Consider the following 16,233-nt stretch of genomic DNA (forward strand, 5'->3'; position numbering starts at 1 on the left):
TCAGTCCAGGAAGAACGGGGAGGTGAGGATGCCGCCGGCGGACGAGGGACTGTTGGCCGGCCCGGCGAGGTCGGACGTCTTGATCGGCACGGGATAGCCGGCCGCTATCCCGGCGTCGCCGTGAATCACATAGGCGACCTTGGCGTCGGACAGCTGCGAGTGGGTCAGCGGGTTGATCGGGTAGGCCGTCAGGTAGGTGATCGGCTCGTCGCCGATGTCGTCGAGCCGGATCGCCGACTGGGAACCGTCGATCGACACGTCGTAGATCGACACCCGGTGGTTCTTGTTGACGCCGGCGACCACGAGCCAGCCCTCGCTGCTCCAGGCGACCGCGGTGATCGACTGAAGGCCGGGCGTGTCGATCTGCGCCGGTGACGACATCACCACGCCGTCGCTGCCGGCCGTGAGCACGGCCCGGTAGAGCCGGCCGCCGGACACCAGGGCGATGCGGTGCCCGTCCGGGGCGACCGAGAACGAGTTGATCGCGCCGGGGCCGCCGCCCTGCTGCCATTCGACCGGCTGGGCGGCGGAGCCGTCGGCCGCGAAGCTGAAAAGGTGGCTGTTCGCGGTGATCAGGCCGACCGCGCCGTCGGTGTCCGACGAGCCGGTGTTCACCCACGAGGGAGGGCCGAGCGCTCCACCGAGGCCGCCGACCGCGCGCAGGTCGGCCTCCTTCCCGGTCGGCGCCGAGGCCACCCGCAGGGCCGGCGCCCGGTCCTTGCCGGCCGCCGAGACCACGGCCGCCAGGGTCTGCCCGCCCTGGCTCCTCATCGCCGCCGACTGCACGCCCTTGTTGCCCGCGGGCTTGAGCACCGGCACCGAGTTGACCGCGTGTGCCGATTCGGACAGCCGCCGGATCACACCGTTGTAGACCACGAACCGGTCCGGGTCGTCGACCTGGCGGGACGCCGCGTTGGCGTCCGGGGTGTTCTGCTCGCCGGCGAACTGGACCGGGTTCTGGTGGCCGACCGTGAGCTCGAGCGTGCGCGGGGTCAGCGGGCGCAACGACCACTGCAACTGCTGCGCCAGCCGGTCGAGCGCGGCCTTGTCCCACGGTGTCGATGTCGTGGTGTTCAGCTTGACCTGCAACTCGTCGTTGCTGATCGCCGGGATGTTGTCGGGAACCGAGGTGTCCTGTGGCAGGCCGAGCGCGACCGAGGAGAGCCAGTCGGCCGGGCCGCGGGCGAGCCATTTGAGGATCACGGTGGGCTGCTGCACGCTCGGCACGCTCAGCGGCATGTAGCGCACGTCGGGCACCAGGCCGGTGTCGTCACTGTTCCAGAAGTAGATCGTGTGCTGCTGGTAGTACTGCTGCAGAGCGACGTCGGAGACGACCATCGAAGGATCGGTCTTCGTCAGGTAGAGGCCCTTGTCGGCCAGCTTGAACGTGAAGTGCAGGGTCTGCGGCGACGGATGGTCGAGCGGCACCAGTTGCCCGTCGTCCTTCAGCGTGCCGATCTGTTCGACCTTCAACGTGACGTAGGGGCTGCCCGAGTTGATCAGTGGCTGCTCGGTCGGCCGCACCACCGTGATGTCGGAGGTCGACGGCTTGAAGGTGGCCGCGAAGTCCGGGTCCATGAATTCCTTGACCCGTTGGACCGCTCCCTCGGGGTCGCCGGCCGCCGCCTTGAGGTAGTTGCTGATGAAGGTCGCGGTGTCGAGAGTGTCCGACCGGGTCACCGCGCGCGGGGGCGGCGAGTCGATGTCCTGGGCCGGGCCGGCCGACTGCCCGTCGCCGAGCACTTTCACGTCGGTCGAGTCGGGAATGCCGCAGCCGCCGAGCAGCAGGACGGCCACCGCGGTCAGGGCGAGAGCACGACGGCGCATCAGGCCACCTCGGTCGGCTCGGGGACGCTTTCGAGCGCGGGCTGCTCCCGGTCGCGCGGGATTAGCGGCAGCGGCGCCGCCACGAGCCGATCGCCGGCCCGGACCGGAAGGGTGAGCCGGAACTGGGCCCCGCCGCCCGGCGTGCCCCAGGCCTCGAGCCAGCCGCCGTGGAGCCGGGCGTCCTCCGCGCTGATCGACAGGCCGAGGCCGGTGCCACCGGTCTGCCGGGCCCGCGACGGGTCGGCCCGCCAGAACCGGTTGAAGACCAGCCGCTCCTCCCCCGGCTTGAGCCCGATGCCGTAGTCGCGAACGGTGATCGCGACCGCGCCCTCGTCGCCGGCCAGGGTCACCCGCACCGGACGGGACTCGCCGTGCTCGACCGCGTTGCCGACCAGGTTGCGCAGCACCCGCTCGACCCGGCGCGGATCGACCTCGGCGATCACCGGAGCCTCCGGCAGTCGCAGCTGGATCTCGACGCCGACCCGCTCGGCCAGGCCGGCCAGCCGCTCGGCGACCCGCTCGACGATCGGGACGAGGTCGGTGTGCTCGGCGTCGAGCGCGGCGAACCCGGCGTCGAACCGGCTGATCTCGAGCAGGTCGGTCAGCAGGCTCTCGAACCGGTCGAGCTCGGCCTGCAGCAGTTCGGCGCTGCGGGCCACCGCCGGATCGAAATCCTCGCGCTCCGAAAAGATCAGGTCGGCCGCCATGCGGACCGTGGTGAGCGGCGTGCGCAGCTCGTGGGAGACGTCAGAGGTGAACCGGCGCTGCAGGCGCGACATCTCTTCCAGCCGCACGATCTGCCGCTGGAGGTTGGCCGCCATCTGGTTGAACGCGGCCGCGAGCAGGGCCAGGTCGTCTTCGCCGTCGACCTTCATGCGCTGGTCGAGCAGGCCGGCCGACAGCCGCTGGGCGGTGCGCGCGGCGACCCGCACCGGCGTCACCACGAGGCGGGTGACCAGGCCGGCGACCACACCGAGCAGGATCACCAGGGCGAGGCCGGTGACCAGCACGGTGGTGCGGATCTGGTTGGCCGCGCTGTCCTCGGTGGTCAGTGGCACCGCGTAGTAGAGCTCGAGATGCCCGAAGCTGGTCGGCACCGGGGAGCCGTAGACCAGGTATTTGGTCGACTGGCCGTTGACCTTGACGGTGCGGATCTGGTCGGCCACGTGCCCGTGGTCGTCGGCCCGGCCGGAACCGGCCACGGCGGCGATCAGGTCGGGCGTGATCAGGTCGGACGTGGTGAGCCCGCTGGTCTCGGCGTCGGGCAGCGTCACCGGGCGCAGGCCGCGGTAGTTGGTGGCGCGCAGCGACAGGATCGAGCCGCCGGACTCGCTCGGGTTGCCGTCGACCAGCTGGCTGACCGCGGTGTTCATGCTCGCCGGCAGCTTGGTGTCGTCGGTGCGCTGGAAGACCGTGAGCTGCTGCTCGGTGTAGTTGACCTTGCTGGTCATGGACGCGCGTACCTCGTCCTGCGCGCGGCCGAGCAGGATCTTGGCGCTGCGGTCGGCGACGAACCAGCCGAACGCGCCGACCAGCACACCGGAGGCGACCAGGGTCAGCGCGACGACCCGCAGCTGCAGGGATCGCCGCCAGGCGCGCCGGACCGGCGCGGAGAACCGCTCGAAGCGGCGCAGCCCGAACCGCCAGTAGCGCCGCACCACCCTCAGGGTGCGGCGGACCGGTAGCGGAAGCCAGGACGGAGCGCGCATCTCGCGGCAAGGTTAGCCGCCCGGGGCGGCTAGCCGGTGCCCGCCTTATAGCCGACACCTCGGACGGTAAGGATGATTTCCGGGCGTTCCGGGTCCGGCTCGATCTTGGCGCGTAGTCGCTGGACGTGCACGTTGACCAGACGGGTGTCGGCCGCGTGCCGGTAACCCCAGACCTGCTCGAGCAGGACCTCGCGGGTGAACACCTGGCGCGGCTTGCGGGCCAGGGCGACCAGCAGGTCGAACTCGAGCGGGGTCAGCTTCACCTCTTCGCCGTCGCGCGACACGGTGTGCGCCGGTACGTCGATGGTGATCTGGTTGCCGGGCGGCCCGATGGTCAGCATCTCGGGCGCGGCGTCCTCGCCCCGGCGCAGGCGGGCCCGCATGCGGGCGACCAGTTCCTTGGGCTTGAACGGCTTGACCACGTAGTCGTCGGCGCCCGACTCGAGGCCGAGCACCACGTCGACGGTGTCGCTCTTGGCGGTCAGCATCACGATCGGGATGCCCGACTCGGTGCGGATGGCCCGCGCGACGTCGATGCCGCTCATGCCGGGCAGCATCAGATCGAGCAGGACGATGTCGGGCCGGCTCTCGCGGAAGGCGGCCAGCGCACGCTCACCGTCGGCGACGAACGAGGGCAGAAACCCCTCGCTTCGCAGGACGATGCCGAGCATCTCGGCCAACGCTGGGTCGTCATCGACGACGAGTACCCGGGCTCTCATGCGGTCCAATATTGCACTGTCCTCCCGAACCCCGCTTCACCCGGGGGCGATCTTGCCCGCGAGCCTACGCGAAGAGGGCGCTGCCCCAGAAGTCACCGGAGGTGGGAACTCCCGGTGGGCAGGCGAACAAACCGGATCCGACGTGCTCGATGTATTCGTTGAGTGCGTCGTTCCCGGCCAGCTTGCGCTGCAACGGTACGAACTGGGCACGCGGGTCCTTCTGGTACGCGATGAAGAACAACCCGGCGTTCAACTCACCGGAGTCGCTGAACATCCCGTCGGTGTACGAGTAACCCCGCCGCAGGATGCGTACGCCGTTGTTGTTCTCGTGGGCCGCCAGCCGCATGTGCGCGTCCATCGGAATCGCCGGCTGCCCGTCGGCCGCCCGGGCCGCGAAGTCGGGCGAGTCGTGTTCCCCGGCCCCGGTCAGCGGTGCGCCGCTGACCTTGTGCCGCCCGAAGACCGCCTCCTGGTCGGACAGGTAGTCGCGGTCCCACGCCTCGATCTTCATCCGGATGCGGCGGGAGACCAGGTAGCTGCCGCCGCGCATCCAGGCCTGGTCGCTCTCGCTACCGACCCAGACGTGCTGGTTCATCAGGCCTTCGTCGGCGGTCTCGATGTTGCGGGTGCCGTCCTTGAAGCCGAACAGGTTGCGCGGCGTCTCCTCGGCCGCGCTGGTCGACGCGGCCTTGCCGAAGCCGAGCTGCGACCAGCGCATGGTCACCGTGCCCCGGCCGAGCCGGGCCAGGTTGCGGATCGCGTGGAACGCCACCACCGGATCGTCGGCGCAGGCCTGGATGCACAGGTCGCCGTTGCTGTTCGCCGGATCGAGCTGGTCCTTCGGGAAGTGCGGCAGGTCGGCCAGGGCAGCCGGCCGTTTGCCCGCGAGCCCGAACCGGCCGTCGAACAGCGACGGTCCGAACCCGATCGTGATGGTCAGGTTGGCCGGCGACAGGCCGACCGCCTCGCCGGTGTCGGCCGGCGGCGCGGCCGGGGTGGTGCTGTCGCCGGGCACCATCTGGCCGGCGCACATCGCTGCCGCGGCGTCGGTCCAGGTCTTCAGCAGTTGCTGGAGCGCCGCGCGGTCGGTGGTGACGAGGTCGTACGCCGCGAAGGCCAGCCGCTGCTGTGGTGGCGTCGCGATGCCGGCCTGCCGGGCGCCGTGGAACGCCACCCGGTCGGCCGGGGCCGCCGTGGCCTTCGCCGGTGTGGCGGCGTGGCCCGCGAGGCCACCGACACCGGCACCGGCGACGGCCACGCCGCCGAGCAGGAATCCACGCCGGGAGGCTTTCATCAGAGCGTGACCTTGGCAGCGACCTGGGACAGCGGCTCGGCGAGGGCGTCGACCTTCTGGGTCAGGACCTTGCGCTGGTCCTCCTTGACGGTCGAGTAGTCGACGTAGGTGTCGCCGTGCTTGTACGGCTTGATCGAGTCGAGCACCGCGGTGAACTGCTGCTGCACGGTCGCCGAGAGCGCCGGGTCGATCTTGTCGAGGGCCGGCCGGAGCAGGTTGAACGCCTCCTGGCCACCGGACACGTTGGCCTCGAAGTCGGAGAGGTCGGTGTGGCTGTACCGGTCCTCCTCACCCGTGATCTTGCTCGAGGCGACCTCGTTGAGGAGCTCGGTCGCGCCGTTGGCGAGCTGGGCGGGCTGGAACTTGACGGTCGCGACCAGGGTCTTCAGCTTGGCCACGTCCTGGTCGAGCTTGGTGGCGACCGGCGCCAGGCCCTTGGTCGACCGGTCCGCCCACAGGCCCTTCTCGAGGCGGTGGAAGCCGGTCCAACTGGCCTCGTTGTCGACGTCGTCGATGCGCGCGTCGAGGTCCGGGTCGAGGTCACCGAAGCTCTCTGCGACCGGCTCGACCTCCTCGTAGTAGTACCGGGCCGGCGCGAACGCCTTCTTGGCCGCGTCGACGTCGCCGGACCGCACCGCATCGGTGAAGGTCCTGGTGGCCGGGATCAGCTTGTCCACCTCGGCCGCCACGTACTGCTGGTATTTGGTCGTGGCGTCGGTCAGCGCGGTGGCCACGGCCGGATCGGCCGCGGCGGCGGCGGCACTGCCGCTGACCGTGAAGTCGGTTTTCTCGGTCTTCGCGTTGGGGCAGTAGACCTGGTACTTGCCGGCCTCCAGTTTGAGGGAGAACGAGCCGGACAGGCCCGGGGTCAGGTTCTCCTTCTCCCCCATGATCGTGTCCCCGCGGAGCAGTTCGGCCTCGCTGACCTTGGTCGCGGTGGAGTTCTTGACCTGGAAGTTGATCGGGCCCGCGGCCGCGGTGGCCGGCGACGGGGTGCAGCCGTCGTCGGTGACGGTGATGGTCACCGTCGCGGCACCCGCGGCGACGCTGTCCGACGAGGAGGACTTGTCGTCCGCGCAGGCGGCCACACCGGTCGCGAGGACCAGTACGGGGAGGCTCCGCAGCGCGGTGCGCATGATTTTGGGCATGATGCCGGAACTCCTTGTAGGAACAGCGAACAAAGGGGTGGGGATCAGGCGGGTGCGCCGGCGTTCTCCAGCCGGGGTGCGGGCTTGCTCGGGCGACGGCGCGGCCATGCGACGTAGGCGACGATCGGCACGGCGTAGATGAACCAGGCGATCGTCTCGGACACGGTCGGCTTCGGCTGAATGCCGAGCACGCCGGTCAGCAGCGACGAGAGCACGGTGCCCGGCCGGACGAGCCAGGTCAGGTCGGTGGCGGTGGCCTGGCCCGCGGTCAGCCAGCCGGCCTCGAACGCGGTGTGCACCGCGGTCATCGCCAGCCCGGCCGCGACCAGGGCGAGCACCAGGCCGGTCACCTTGAAGAACCGGCCCAGGTTGATGTGGACGCCGCCGCGGTAGATGCCCCAGCCGAGGCCGACCGCGATGACGATGCCGATCAGCGCGCCGACCGTCGCGCTGCCCGCGCTGCTGCTGTTCTGAATGACGGCGATCAGGAAGACCGCGGTCTCGAAACCCTCGCGGAGCACGGCCAGGAACGCCATCACGACCAGGGCCCGGGCCGAGCCGGCGGCCAGCGCCTCCGAGGCGGCGCCCTCCAGCTCCTTCTTCATGCTGCGGGCGTGCTTGGTCATCCAGAAGATCATGAAGGTGACCATGGCCAGGGCGAACAGCCCGACGATGGTCTCCAGGCCTTCCTGGGCCTTCTGCGGCAGCTCACGGGAGAGCGCGAAGAGCGCGATGCCCACGGCCAGACAGAGCACGACCGCGCCGCCCACACCGGCCCAGACCTGCTTCAACGCATCGCGGCGCCCGGTGTGGTTGAGGAACGCCGCGATGATCCCGACGATCAGCGAGGCCTCGAGGCCCTCGCGGAGCCCGATCACCAGCGTGGGAATCACGCGTTCCTCCCAGGTAGGCCAGGGTTCCCTAAGTTAGGTTCGCCATACCTTACGCAGATCGGCCGGACGTTCGTCAAGTTGGCGTCGTATCACTCCGGTCACAAGTAAGGGGCGACGCCACACGACGTCGCCCCTTGTTGTCGGATCGGTAAATTAGTGCCGGTCGAACTCCCCGGCTCGGACACCCGCGATGAAGCCGGCCCAGTCGGGCCGTCCGAAGGCGAGCACCGGACCGGTGACGTCCTTGGAGTCACGCACCAGCACGGAGGCCGGTGCGTCGGCAACCTCGACGCAGTGTCCGGCGGCGCCGCTGCGCGTGCTCTTACGCCAGGTGAGGGTGGCGTCGTCCTGCATCGTCGTTCCCTTCGTTGACCGAAAAATGCAGGTCCCATTTCAGCTCAGAAAGCTGATCGACAGCGCAGGGATTCCTCCCTTTCAGCGATGACCGTTCGGCTCTGTTCCGCCGACAATGTGCGTTCTCGCAGGTCATCGAGGGCGTCCTGGTAGACCTCGACCTCTTCGGCTGTCACCCGGAAGAGACCGCCGGTCAGCCCTTCGCTGTGCACCACGGGAGAGCGAGTGCCCTCCTCGAACTCCAGCACCATGAACGACTCGATCTGACCGGCGTGCGCGCCGGCCGAGAACGGCAGCACCAGAAGCTCGAGCCCCGGTCGATGGCTGGCGTCGAGCATCCGGGTCAGCTGACGGCACAGCACGTCGTGCCCGCCGACCTCCCGATAGAGGACGGCCTCGTCGACGATGAGCTGCAGCGACGGCGGCGGGTCACGGGTCAGCACGGCCTGGCGCGCCATCCGCAGGGCGAGCCGGCGCTGGATCGTCTCGGTGTCGCCGATATCGGCCCCCACCTCGATCACGGCTCGCGCGTACTCGTCGGTCTGCAGCAGGCCCGGCACGATCTGGGCCTCCCACTCGCAGATCGCGATCGCCTCGGCCTCGAGCGCGACGTATTCGTCGTAGGGGTCGGGCACCGACGACCGGTACGGCGTCCACCAGGCCCGGACCCGGCTCCGGTGGGCCAGGTCGCGGAGACGGTCACGGTCTTCCACGCGTACGTCCAAAGCCGTGAGAAGCCGATCCAGATCGGCCTCGCTGATGCCGGTGTGCGCAGTTTCGATCCGGCTCAACTTGGACTCCGACCAGCCCAGAGCCGAAGACACGTCGACGCCCCGTCGGTCGCCACGGAGGCGGCGCAGCTCGGCGCCGAGCTCGCGCCGCGCCGTCGAAGTCGGCCTCGCCACGCAGACACCTTAACGGCGATCCGGTCGCACGCTGCAACTTGCAGCACACACTATGCACTTGCATGCAGGTCAGGAGGCATGTCGTAATGAAGAGGACCAAGGAAGCGGGTGGCGGCAACCACCGGCTCCCGGGGGCCCCGCTCGGCGGGCGAGCGGGGCCCAGCCCTCAATAGCGGTAGTGGTCGGCCTTGAACGGGCCCTCGACCGCGACGCCGAGGTAGGCGGCCTGCTCCTTGGAGAGCGTCGTGAGCTTGACGCCGAGCGCGTCCAGGTGCAGGCGGGCGACCTTCTCGTCGAGGTGCTTGGGCAGCACGTAGACGCCGACCGGATAGTCGTCGGTGCGGGTGAAGAGCTCGATCTGCGCGATCGTCTGGTTCGAGAAGCGCTTCGCACTCGCTCCGGGCGCGCCGCACCCTCAACCCGCATGATCGGCGCCGTTTCGCCCGCTCGACGCATTCGGCCGAATGGCGGCCGGCGCATTTGTCCCGCACATAGCGAACGGGGCGACAGGCCTAGACCCGCCGCCCCGTTCATCCCCCCGGTTTGGTACCGCGCGCGTCCGTGGGACCCCCCGATCACCAATGACGCTGCGTGCTTGTAGCTTCACACTCAGCACACATATCTGTCAAGCAAATCCGCAAATTTCCTGATTTGCCGGGCGGGTCTGGTGTGCGAAGCGTGCCGACCCGCCTCACCTGCACAGACGCCGGTCCCCAACTCGTTCCCGGCCCACCGAAACGGCCGGTCACCGTTGTCGAGAACGGCCGGCGCAAAATGGGCCGCCCGAACGCCACTGAAGCTTTCGCCATTCTCGGCCCCGAAAATCGGACATCCACCGGGAAAGCGCGATCCAGGCGCGGAAACGCCATCGAAAAGCGAGAACCGTGCACGATCACCCCGCAAGCCAGGCAAAACGAGGCAGTCCCACCTCTTTTCGGTCGAGCCAGTTCCACACCGCCACCGCAAGACGACGCTCTCATAAGCGGATGCCGCATCCCTCGCCGGCCACCTATGCGACCGACGGGCCGAGCAGAGCAAACCGTCACAACCCGTCGCCCAGCCGCCGGGACGCCCGCCCCGGCGGCCCGAGCAAACCGTCACGCACCGCCGTAGCCAACCGCCCGGACGACCGACGAGGCGCCGCAGCGAACGGCCACACGAACCGTCGCCCAACCGCCCAAACGACCAGCCGCGGTGGCCGCGGTCCCGAGCAAACCGTCACACGCAACCGCTCCCCAACCGCCCGAACAACCAGCCGCGGCGGCGGCGGCCCCGAGCAAACCGTCACACGCAACCGCTCCCCAACCGCCCGAACAACCAGCCGCGGCGGCGAGGGTCCGAGCGAACCGCCCAACCGCCCAACCGACCGACGGGAGCGGCCCCCGAAGGCCGTCACGCGCAACCGCACAAACGACCGCCGAGCACACCATCACGCGCAACCGCACAAACGACCGACCGGGGCGAGCCCCAGCAGTCCATCACGCGCCGCCGCGGGGCACCCGCCCAACCAGCGACGACGCGAGGGGGCGGGGCTGCGGGTCAGGAGCGGACGGCGGCTACGAAAGCGCGGCCGGTGCCGGCGAGCTTGATGTGCCCGGCCGAGGCTGGGGCGTAGGCCGCGCTGCCCGCCGGTACGTCCACCGGGGTGCCGTCGACGCTCTGCCCCACGAACAGGTCGCCCGAGACCGTGACGACGATCCGGGCGCCGTGGGCCGGCACCTCCGTCGGCGGGCGGGTGCCGTCGAGGTCCACGGCGTACAGGACGAAGTCGCGCACCGGGACCGCCCACGTCTCCACCCCCGGCCCAACCGGCGTCGCCGGGAGGATCGGGTCGTCGAGCACCTCGAAGACCAGCACCCGCAGGAGTTCGTCGACGTCGACCCGCTTCGGGGTGAGGCCGCCGCGCAGCACGTTGTCGCTGGCCGCCATCAGCTCGACGCCGGTGCCGCGCAGGTAGGCGTGGAGGTTGCCGGCCGGCATCCAGATCGCCTGGCCCGGGTCGAGCCGCACATGGTTGAGCAAGAGTGCGACCAGCACGCCGGGGTCGCCCGGGTAGTGGCCGGCCAGCCGCGCCGCGAGCTCGTTGCCGGCCTCGAGTACCGCTTCGACCAGCGGCTTACGGTCGGCGTCGGGCCAGGTGAGCAGCGTGCCCACGGCGGTGCGCAGGTCACCGGCCCGCAGGGCGTCCACGACCGGCGCCAGCGACGGGATGCCGAGGGCCTCGATCGCCGCGGCCGAGTCGGACGGTGACCGGAACCCGCACAATGCCTCGAACGGCGTGAGCGCGACCAGCATCTCCGGCTTGTGGTAGGCGTCCGTGTAGTTCCTGGGGAGGGACGGGTCGGCCTGCTGGCGGGCGTAGGCCTGCTTCGCGTACTCGGCGTCGGGGTGGGCCTGCAGCGAGAGCGGGCTTTCGGCGGCGAGCACCTTCATCAGGTAGGGCAGCCGTGGGCCGAACTCGCCCGCGACGTCCGCGCCCAACTGCCCGGCCGGGTCGGAGGCGATCAGCGTGTCGAGGGTGATCGGCCCGTCGGGCCGGATCACGGTGGCCGGGTCGTCCGGGTGGGCGCCGAGCCACAGTTCCGCTTCCGGTTCGCCGGTCGGCGCGGGACGGCCCTGCAGCTCGGCGATGGAGGTGCGGGAGCCCCACGCGTAGGGACGGACGATGCCGGTCAGCGGATACACGCTCATATCGCGCAAAGTATCAGCCGGAGCGGCCCGAACCGCCCCCACCCCAGATCTGGGTAGGGGCGAATTCGATCACCTGGCCGCCGCTCAGGCGTTGGCGGGGGCGGCGTCGTCCTCGACCGAAATGGCCTCGCGAGGCTGGTAGATGTCGGGCTCGATGTAGATCACGCGGGCGATCGGGACCGCCTCGCGGATGCGCACCTCGGTCTCGTCGATGTGGCGGGCCAGGTCGTCGGCCCGCTCGGTGCGCGGCACCGCGATCTTGACCGCGACGAGTAGCTCCTCGGGGCCCAGGTGCAGTGTCTTCATGTGGATGATGCGCTCGATGCCGTCACCGGCCAGGACCGCCTTCTCGATCTTGCGGAGGTCTTCCGGGCTGGCACCCTCGCCGATCAGCAGGCTCTTCGTCTCGGTGGCCAGGATCACGGCGATGGCCACCAGCAGCAGGCCGATCGCCCCGGTGCCGATGCCGTCCCACACGCCGTTGCCGGTGATCAGGGTCAGCACCACGCCGAACAGGGCCAGCACGAGGCCGATCAGCGCACCCGAGTCTTCGAGCAGCACGACCGGGAGCTCCGGCGCCTTGGACCGGCGCACGTAGTTGACCCAGGAGGTCGTGCCGCGGGTGTGGTTGGACTCGCGGACCGCGGTCATGAACGAGTAGGCCTCGAGGCCGGTCGCGATCACCAGCACCACCACCGGCACCCACTGCCACGCGTGGATCGCCTCGGGGTGCCTGATCTTGTGGTAGCCCTCGTAGAGCGCGAACAGGCCACCGACGCTGAACAGCACGATCGAGACGATGAACGCGTAGAGGTAGCGCTCGCGGCCGTACCCGAAGGGGTGCTCGGGTGTCGCCTTCTTACGCGACTGCCTGCCGCCGACCAGCAGCAACAGCTGGTTGCCCGAGTCGGCGACCGAGTGGATCGCCTCGGCCAGCATCGACGACGAGCCGGTCAGCCCGGCCGCGACGAACTTGGTGACCGCGATGCCGAGGTTGGCCGACAGGGCGGCGATGATCGCCTTGGTCCCGCCCTCTGTGCTCATGCCACGGCTCCGCTTCGCTCCGCCGTGACAGGAGCACAAGTGCTGCTGTGCTTGTCGGCGACTCCGCTACGCTCCGTCACGATATGCCTTCTGGCATCGGGTTGGACAACTCCTTCATTTCGTTGATCGCCGGCACGGCCATCGGGTCGAGCCCGTGCGCCAATGCTAGATAGAGCGATGCGAAATCAGGAACCGCGGTCAGGGAGGCGAGCCGCTCGAGCGACGAGGCGCCCTCGGCGGTGAGCACGTCGCAGCGCACGCCGCGCCGCTCGGCCAGGGTCTGCACTGCGTCGGCCCGGCGCTCCTCGACCGCGACCGGCTCGTCCGCGTCGTCCTCGGGGTTGAGCCCGCCGTCGCGGAAGATGACCAGGCGCAGCCGGGTGAGGGCGGATTCCTCGTCGGAGTCGGAGAAGATGTCGCGCGACGTCTCGGCCAGGCCGCCGAAGACGCCGTCGAGCAGGCCGACCCGGCCGCGGCCGGCCTCGCCGAGCGCGCCGGCCATCACCGGGTAACGCGCGTTGGCGGCCAGCGTGTCGGCGAACCGGCGGGCGGCCACGGTGGCCAGCGGCGACGAGCCCCAGACGATCGGGATGGAGCCGGCCAGGCCGAGCGCGAGCTCCTTGGCCGGGTTGACGAACGCGTCGGCACCGGGACGGCAGCGCTCGGCGTCGGCGTCGAGGCGGGTCGCGGTCTCGGCCAGGTCGGCCTCGTTGACCTTGACCAGGCCGATCGCCCGGGCGGCCAGCAGCACCGGCACGGCCAGGCCCCAGAGGCTGGCCCGGGCCGGGGCGCGGCGCGGCACCGGGATGAACGGGGCGCGGGCCCGCTCGGCTATCGCCTGCAGTTCGGTGTCGGGGTTGCCGATCGCGACCAGCCGGGCACCGCGGCGAGCGGCCGCGTCGGCGGCGGCCAGGGCCTCGGGGCTGCGACCGGAGGCCGAGACGGCGATGACCACGTCGGCCGCGCCGACCCAACCGGGCACGCCGGCGCTGCGGTGCCCGATGATCGGCACCGGGCAGCGCGGGCCGGCCACGGTGGCCAGGATGTTGCCGGTCAGGCCGGCGGTGCCGATGCCGGCCACCACCACGGCCCGCGGGCGGCCCTCGTCGGCGAGCGCGCTCAGGTCGGCCTCGGCGGCCAGCGCCGCCGCTTCGCGCACCTGGGCGCCGGCCGAGGCGGTGGCCCGGAGCATGCCGCCCGGGTCGTTGTCGAGCATCGCCTTCTCGTCGTCGAGCAGCGACTGGTCGACGATGCGGTGGCCGTGCACGCCGGCGGCACCGGCCTCCATCGGGTTGGCCATCAGGATGCCTCGCTGGAGCTCGCCGGCTTGCGGGCCTCGTCCAGCAGCAGGATCGGGATGTCGTCACGGATCTCGAAGACGCGCCCGCACTCCGTGCACGTGAGGGTCTGCGCATCGGCGTCGTGGGTGAGCGGCGCGTGATGCGTGTCCGGACAGGCCAGAATGTCCAAGAGCTGCGGATCGAGGGCCACCGAACGGCTCCTTACGGGTAACGGAAGAGTGGGTCCACTGATCCTAGCTGCGGATGATGGCCAGCACTTCGTCGCGCAGAGCGGCCATCCGGTCGGGCTTGACCGCCTCGACGTTCAGCCGCAGCAGTGGCTCGGTGTTGGACGTCCGCAGGTTGAACCACGAGCCGTCGCCGAGCCGCACGGTCAGACCGTCGAGCTCGTCGACGTCGGCGTGCGGGTAGGCCGCCCGCACGGCGGCCACTCGCGACGGTGCATCGTCCACGGTCGAGTTGATCTCGCCGGAGGCCGAGTAGCGCTCGTATTCGGCGGCGAACTCGGAGAGCGGCCGGTCCTGCTCGCCCAGCGCGGCCAGCACGTGCATCGCGGCCAGCATGCCGGTGTCGGCGAACCAGAAGTCGCGGAAGTAGTAGTGCGCCGAGTGCTCGCCGCCGAAGACCGCGTTGGTGCGGGCCATCTCGGCCTTGATGAACGAGTGCCCGACCCGGGCGCGGACCGGCTTGCCGCCCTTCTCGGTGACGATCTCGGGTACCGCGGACGAGGTGATCAGGTTGTGGATGATCGTGCTGCCCGGGAACCTGGCCAGTTCCCGTACGGCAACCAGGGCGGTGATCGCCGACGGCGACACCGGGTCGCCGTGCTCGTCGATCACGAAGCACCGGTCGGCGTCGCCGTCGAAGGCGAGGCCGATGTCGGCGCCCTGGGCCCGGATCGCCTCCTGGAGGTCGACCAGGTTGGCCGGGTCGAGCGGGTTGGCCTCGTGGTTGGGGAAGGAACCGTCGAGCTCGAAGAAGACCGGGACGATTTCGAGCGGCAGGGCGGGCAGCACCTGGTCGCCCAGCACGGCCGGAACCGTGTAGCCGCCCATGCCGTTGCCGGCGTCGACGATCACCTTGAGCGGCCGGATGCCGGACAGGTCGACCAGCGACCGCAGGTGGGCCGCGTAGTCGGCGAGCAGGTCACGCTGCTCGATGCGGGACGGGCCGTCGGCCTCGGCGTTGAGGTCGGAGAGCAGTTGCTCGGCCCGGCGGCGGACCACGGCGAGGCCGCTGTCCTGCCCGACCGGCTTGGCACCGGCCCGGCACAGCTTGATGCCGTTGTATTGCGCCGGATTGTGGCTGGCGGTGAACATCGCGCCGGGCAGGCCGAGCGAGCCGGCCGCATAGTAGAGCTCGTCGGTCGAGCCCAGGCCGATGTTGATCACGGCCGCGCCGGCCGCGTTGGCGCCGCGGGCGAAGGCGGCGACCAGGCCCGGGCCGGATTCGCGCATGTCGTGGGCGGTGACGATCCGGTCCGCGTCGTCGCCCGACTCGCGGAGCATTTCGACGAACGCGGTGCCCAGCGCGCGGGCGACCGTCTCGTTGAATTGGTCCGGAACCGTGCCGCGCACGTCGTACGCCTTCACGATCTTGGACAGATCAGACAATGCTCACTCCTCAGCCAGGTGATTTCACGCCGAGACTAACGGAGCAGAGGTGTCCAAAGGGCCGCAACGAAGCAGCGTCGTCGTTAAGAGACGGCATCGCGACAGGCTCGGTCGGCTGCCCGGGTGGTCTCCGGCAGCCGGAATCGCGGCGTCAGACGCAGCGTCAACGAGCAGGCCGTTTCGAGATCCATCCGGTGGCCGGTGGAGACGAACACCGGCTTGACCTGATCCTGGGTGCGCAGCACCGCGCCGACCGTCTCGCCGTCGTCGACGAGATCCGAGCGCTCGCCGCGCTTGGCGCCGACCGGCTCCCAGTGCCCGATCAGCCTCGTCTTGCCGACCCCGAACGACGGCAGACCGGTCAGTACGCCCAGGTGCGAGGCGAGCCCGAAGCGGCGCGGGTGGGCCATCCCGTGTCCGTCGCAGATCAGCACGTCGGGCCGCACGCGAAGACGATCGAGGGCGTCGAGCAGGGCCGGGATCTCGCGGAAGGCGAACAGACCCGGAACGTACGGGAAGGCGGGCGTGCCCCGCACGACCGCGGTGTCGACCAGATCCAGTGTTACCGGGTCGAGCACCACGACGGCCGCCGCGAGCCGATCTCCCTGGTAGGCAACGTCAAGGCCGGCCACCGCACCCGGCGAGGCCGGGCCCGGGCCGGGAAGAACGCGGGCCCGGAGGGCATCCTGCTCCTCGAGCGCTTCTTTTTCGGTACGCGGCCACTGCACGGTGCGA

At 70.3% G+C, this 16,233-nt stretch carries 14 protein-coding genes and 1 pseudogene; all 15 read right to left on the bottom strand.

Features of this window, described 5'->3' with window-relative positions; all coding sequences use genetic code 11:
• Positions 1-1,827 carry an LpqB family beta-propeller domain-containing protein gene (locus tag ACIA5C_RS19345; protein WP_396056372.1) on the bottom strand — a complete coding sequence of 609 codons (1,827 nt, stop codon included), beginning with the start codon at positions 1,825-1,827 and terminating at the stop codon, positions 1-3.
• Positions 1,827-3,536: an MtrAB system histidine kinase MtrB gene (gene mtrB, locus ACIA5C_RS19350; RefSeq protein ID WP_396056374.1), complete on the bottom strand. Its 1,710-nt coding sequence runs from the start codon at positions 3,534-3,536 to the stop codon at positions 1,827-1,829. The genes ACIA5C_RS19345 and mtrB overlap by 1 nt, the downstream gene beginning before the upstream one ends.
• A gap of 29 nt (positions 3,537-3,565) precedes the next feature.
• Positions 3,566-4,255 carry an MtrAB system response regulator MtrA gene (gene mtrA, locus ACIA5C_RS19355; protein ID WP_023358973.1) on the bottom strand — a complete coding sequence of 230 codons (690 nt, stop codon included), beginning with the start codon at positions 4,253-4,255 and terminating at the stop codon, positions 3,566-3,568.
• A gap of 64 nt (positions 4,256-4,319) precedes the next feature.
• Positions 4,320-5,549 (bottom strand): iron uptake transporter deferrochelatase/peroxidase subunit, encoded by a 1,230-nt coding sequence (efeB, locus tag ACIA5C_RS19360; RefSeq protein WP_396056377.1) that lies wholly within the window; start codon positions 5,547-5,549, stop codon positions 4,320-4,322.
• Positions 5,549-6,697 carry an iron uptake system protein EfeO gene (efeO, locus tag ACIA5C_RS19365; RefSeq protein WP_396056379.1) on the bottom strand — a complete coding sequence of 383 codons (1,149 nt, stop codon included), beginning with the start codon at positions 6,695-6,697 and terminating at the stop codon, positions 5,549-5,551. The genes efeB and efeO overlap by 1 nt, the downstream gene beginning before the upstream one ends.
• A gap of 44 nt (positions 6,698-6,741) precedes the next feature.
• Positions 6,742-7,590 (bottom strand): iron uptake transporter permease EfeU, encoded by an 849-nt coding sequence (gene efeU, locus ACIA5C_RS19370; RefSeq protein ID WP_396056381.1) that lies wholly within the window; start codon positions 7,588-7,590, stop codon positions 6,742-6,744.
• Positions 7,591-7,743: 153 nt separating this feature from the next.
• Complete coding sequence (locus ACIA5C_RS19375; RefSeq protein ID WP_396056384.1) at positions 7,744-7,944, bottom strand: DUF397 domain-containing protein; 201 nt, start codon at positions 7,942-7,944, stop codon at positions 7,744-7,746.
• 44 nt (positions 7,945-7,988) lie between these two features.
• Positions 7,989-8,849, bottom strand: coding sequence for a helix-turn-helix domain-containing protein (locus ACIA5C_RS19380; RefSeq protein ID WP_396056386.1), 861 nt, complete (start codon positions 8,847-8,849; stop codon positions 7,989-7,991).
• Positions 8,850-9,015: 166 nt separating this feature from the next.
• Positions 9,016-9,231 (bottom strand): annotated as a pseudogene (locus ACIA5C_RS19385) (adenosylhomocysteinase); the annotation flags it as partial.
• Between the two features lie 1,157 nt (positions 9,232-10,388).
• Positions 10,389-11,540 carry a mannose-6-phosphate isomerase, class I gene (gene manA, locus ACIA5C_RS19390; RefSeq protein WP_396056388.1) on the bottom strand — a complete coding sequence of 384 codons (1,152 nt, stop codon included), beginning with the start codon at positions 11,538-11,540 and terminating at the stop codon, positions 10,389-10,391.
• 84 nt (positions 11,541-11,624) lie between these two features.
• Positions 11,625-12,584, bottom strand: a complete 960-nt coding sequence (locus ACIA5C_RS19395; RefSeq protein WP_396056390.1) for a cation diffusion facilitator family transporter — start codon at positions 12,582-12,584, stop codon at positions 11,625-11,627.
• A gap of 76 nt (positions 12,585-12,660) precedes the next feature.
• Positions 12,661-13,884: an SIS domain-containing protein gene (locus tag ACIA5C_RS19400; protein WP_396056392.1), complete on the bottom strand. Its 1,224-nt coding sequence runs from the start codon at positions 13,882-13,884 to the stop codon at positions 12,661-12,663.
• Positions 13,884-14,075: a Trm112 family protein gene (locus tag ACIA5C_RS19405; RefSeq protein ID WP_396056394.1), complete on the bottom strand. Its 192-nt coding sequence runs from the start codon at positions 14,073-14,075 to the stop codon at positions 13,884-13,886. The genes ACIA5C_RS19400 and ACIA5C_RS19405 overlap by 1 nt, the downstream gene beginning before the upstream one ends.
• 43 nt (positions 14,076-14,118) lie before the next feature.
• Entirely contained in the window at positions 14,119-15,498 is a 1,380-nt protein-coding gene (locus ACIA5C_RS19410) for a phosphomannomutase/phosphoglucomutase (RefSeq protein ID WP_396056396.1), read from the bottom strand.
• 83 nt (positions 15,499-15,581) lie between these two features.
• On the bottom strand, positions 15,582-16,226 hold the full coding sequence (gene nfi, locus ACIA5C_RS19415) for a deoxyribonuclease V (RefSeq protein WP_396056398.1): 645 nt from the start codon (positions 16,224-16,226) through the stop codon (positions 15,582-15,584).
• Positions 16,227-16,233: the final 7 nt, after the last annotated feature.

The sequence above is a fragment of the Actinoplanes sp. NPDC051343 genome, assembly GCF_044455125.1.
Classification (GTDB): domain Bacteria; phylum Actinomycetota; class Actinomycetes; order Mycobacteriales; family Micromonosporaceae; genus Actinoplanes.

Bases quoted from the DNA above. Each gene is read 5' to 3' on its own strand.
- mtrB (WP_396056374.1), bottom strand. From the start codon at position 3,536: ATGCGCGCTCCGTCCTGGCTTCCGCTACCGGTCCGCCGCACCCTGAGG.
- efeB (WP_396056377.1), bottom strand. From the start codon at position 5,549: ATGAAAGCCTCCCGGCGTGGATTCCTGCTCGGCGGCGTGGCCGTCGCC.
- mtrA (WP_023358973.1), bottom strand. From the start codon at position 4,255: ATGAGAGCCCGGGTACTCGTCGTCGATGACGACCCAGCGTTGGCCGAG.
- ACIA5C_RS19395 (WP_396056390.1), bottom strand. From the start codon at position 12,584: ATGAGCACAGAGGGCGGGACCAAGGCGATCATCGCCGCCCTGTCGGCC.
- ACIA5C_RS19375 (WP_396056384.1), bottom strand. From the start codon at position 7,944: ATGCAGGACGACGCCACCCTCACCTGGCGTAAGAGCACGCGCAGCGGC.
- ACIA5C_RS19345 (WP_396056372.1), bottom strand. From the start codon at position 1,827: ATGCGCCGTCGTGCTCTCGCCCTGACCGCGGTGGCCGTCCTGCTGCTC.
- efeO (WP_396056379.1), bottom strand. From the start codon at position 6,697: ATGCCCAAAATCATGCGCACCGCGCTGCGGAGCCTCCCCGTACTGGTC.
- ACIA5C_RS19400 (WP_396056392.1), bottom strand. From the start codon at position 13,884: ATGGCCAACCCGATGGAGGCCGGTGCCGCCGGCGTGCACGGCCACCGC.
- manA (WP_396056388.1), bottom strand. From the start codon at position 11,540: ATGAGCGTGTATCCGCTGACCGGCATCGTCCGTCCCTACGCGTGGGGC.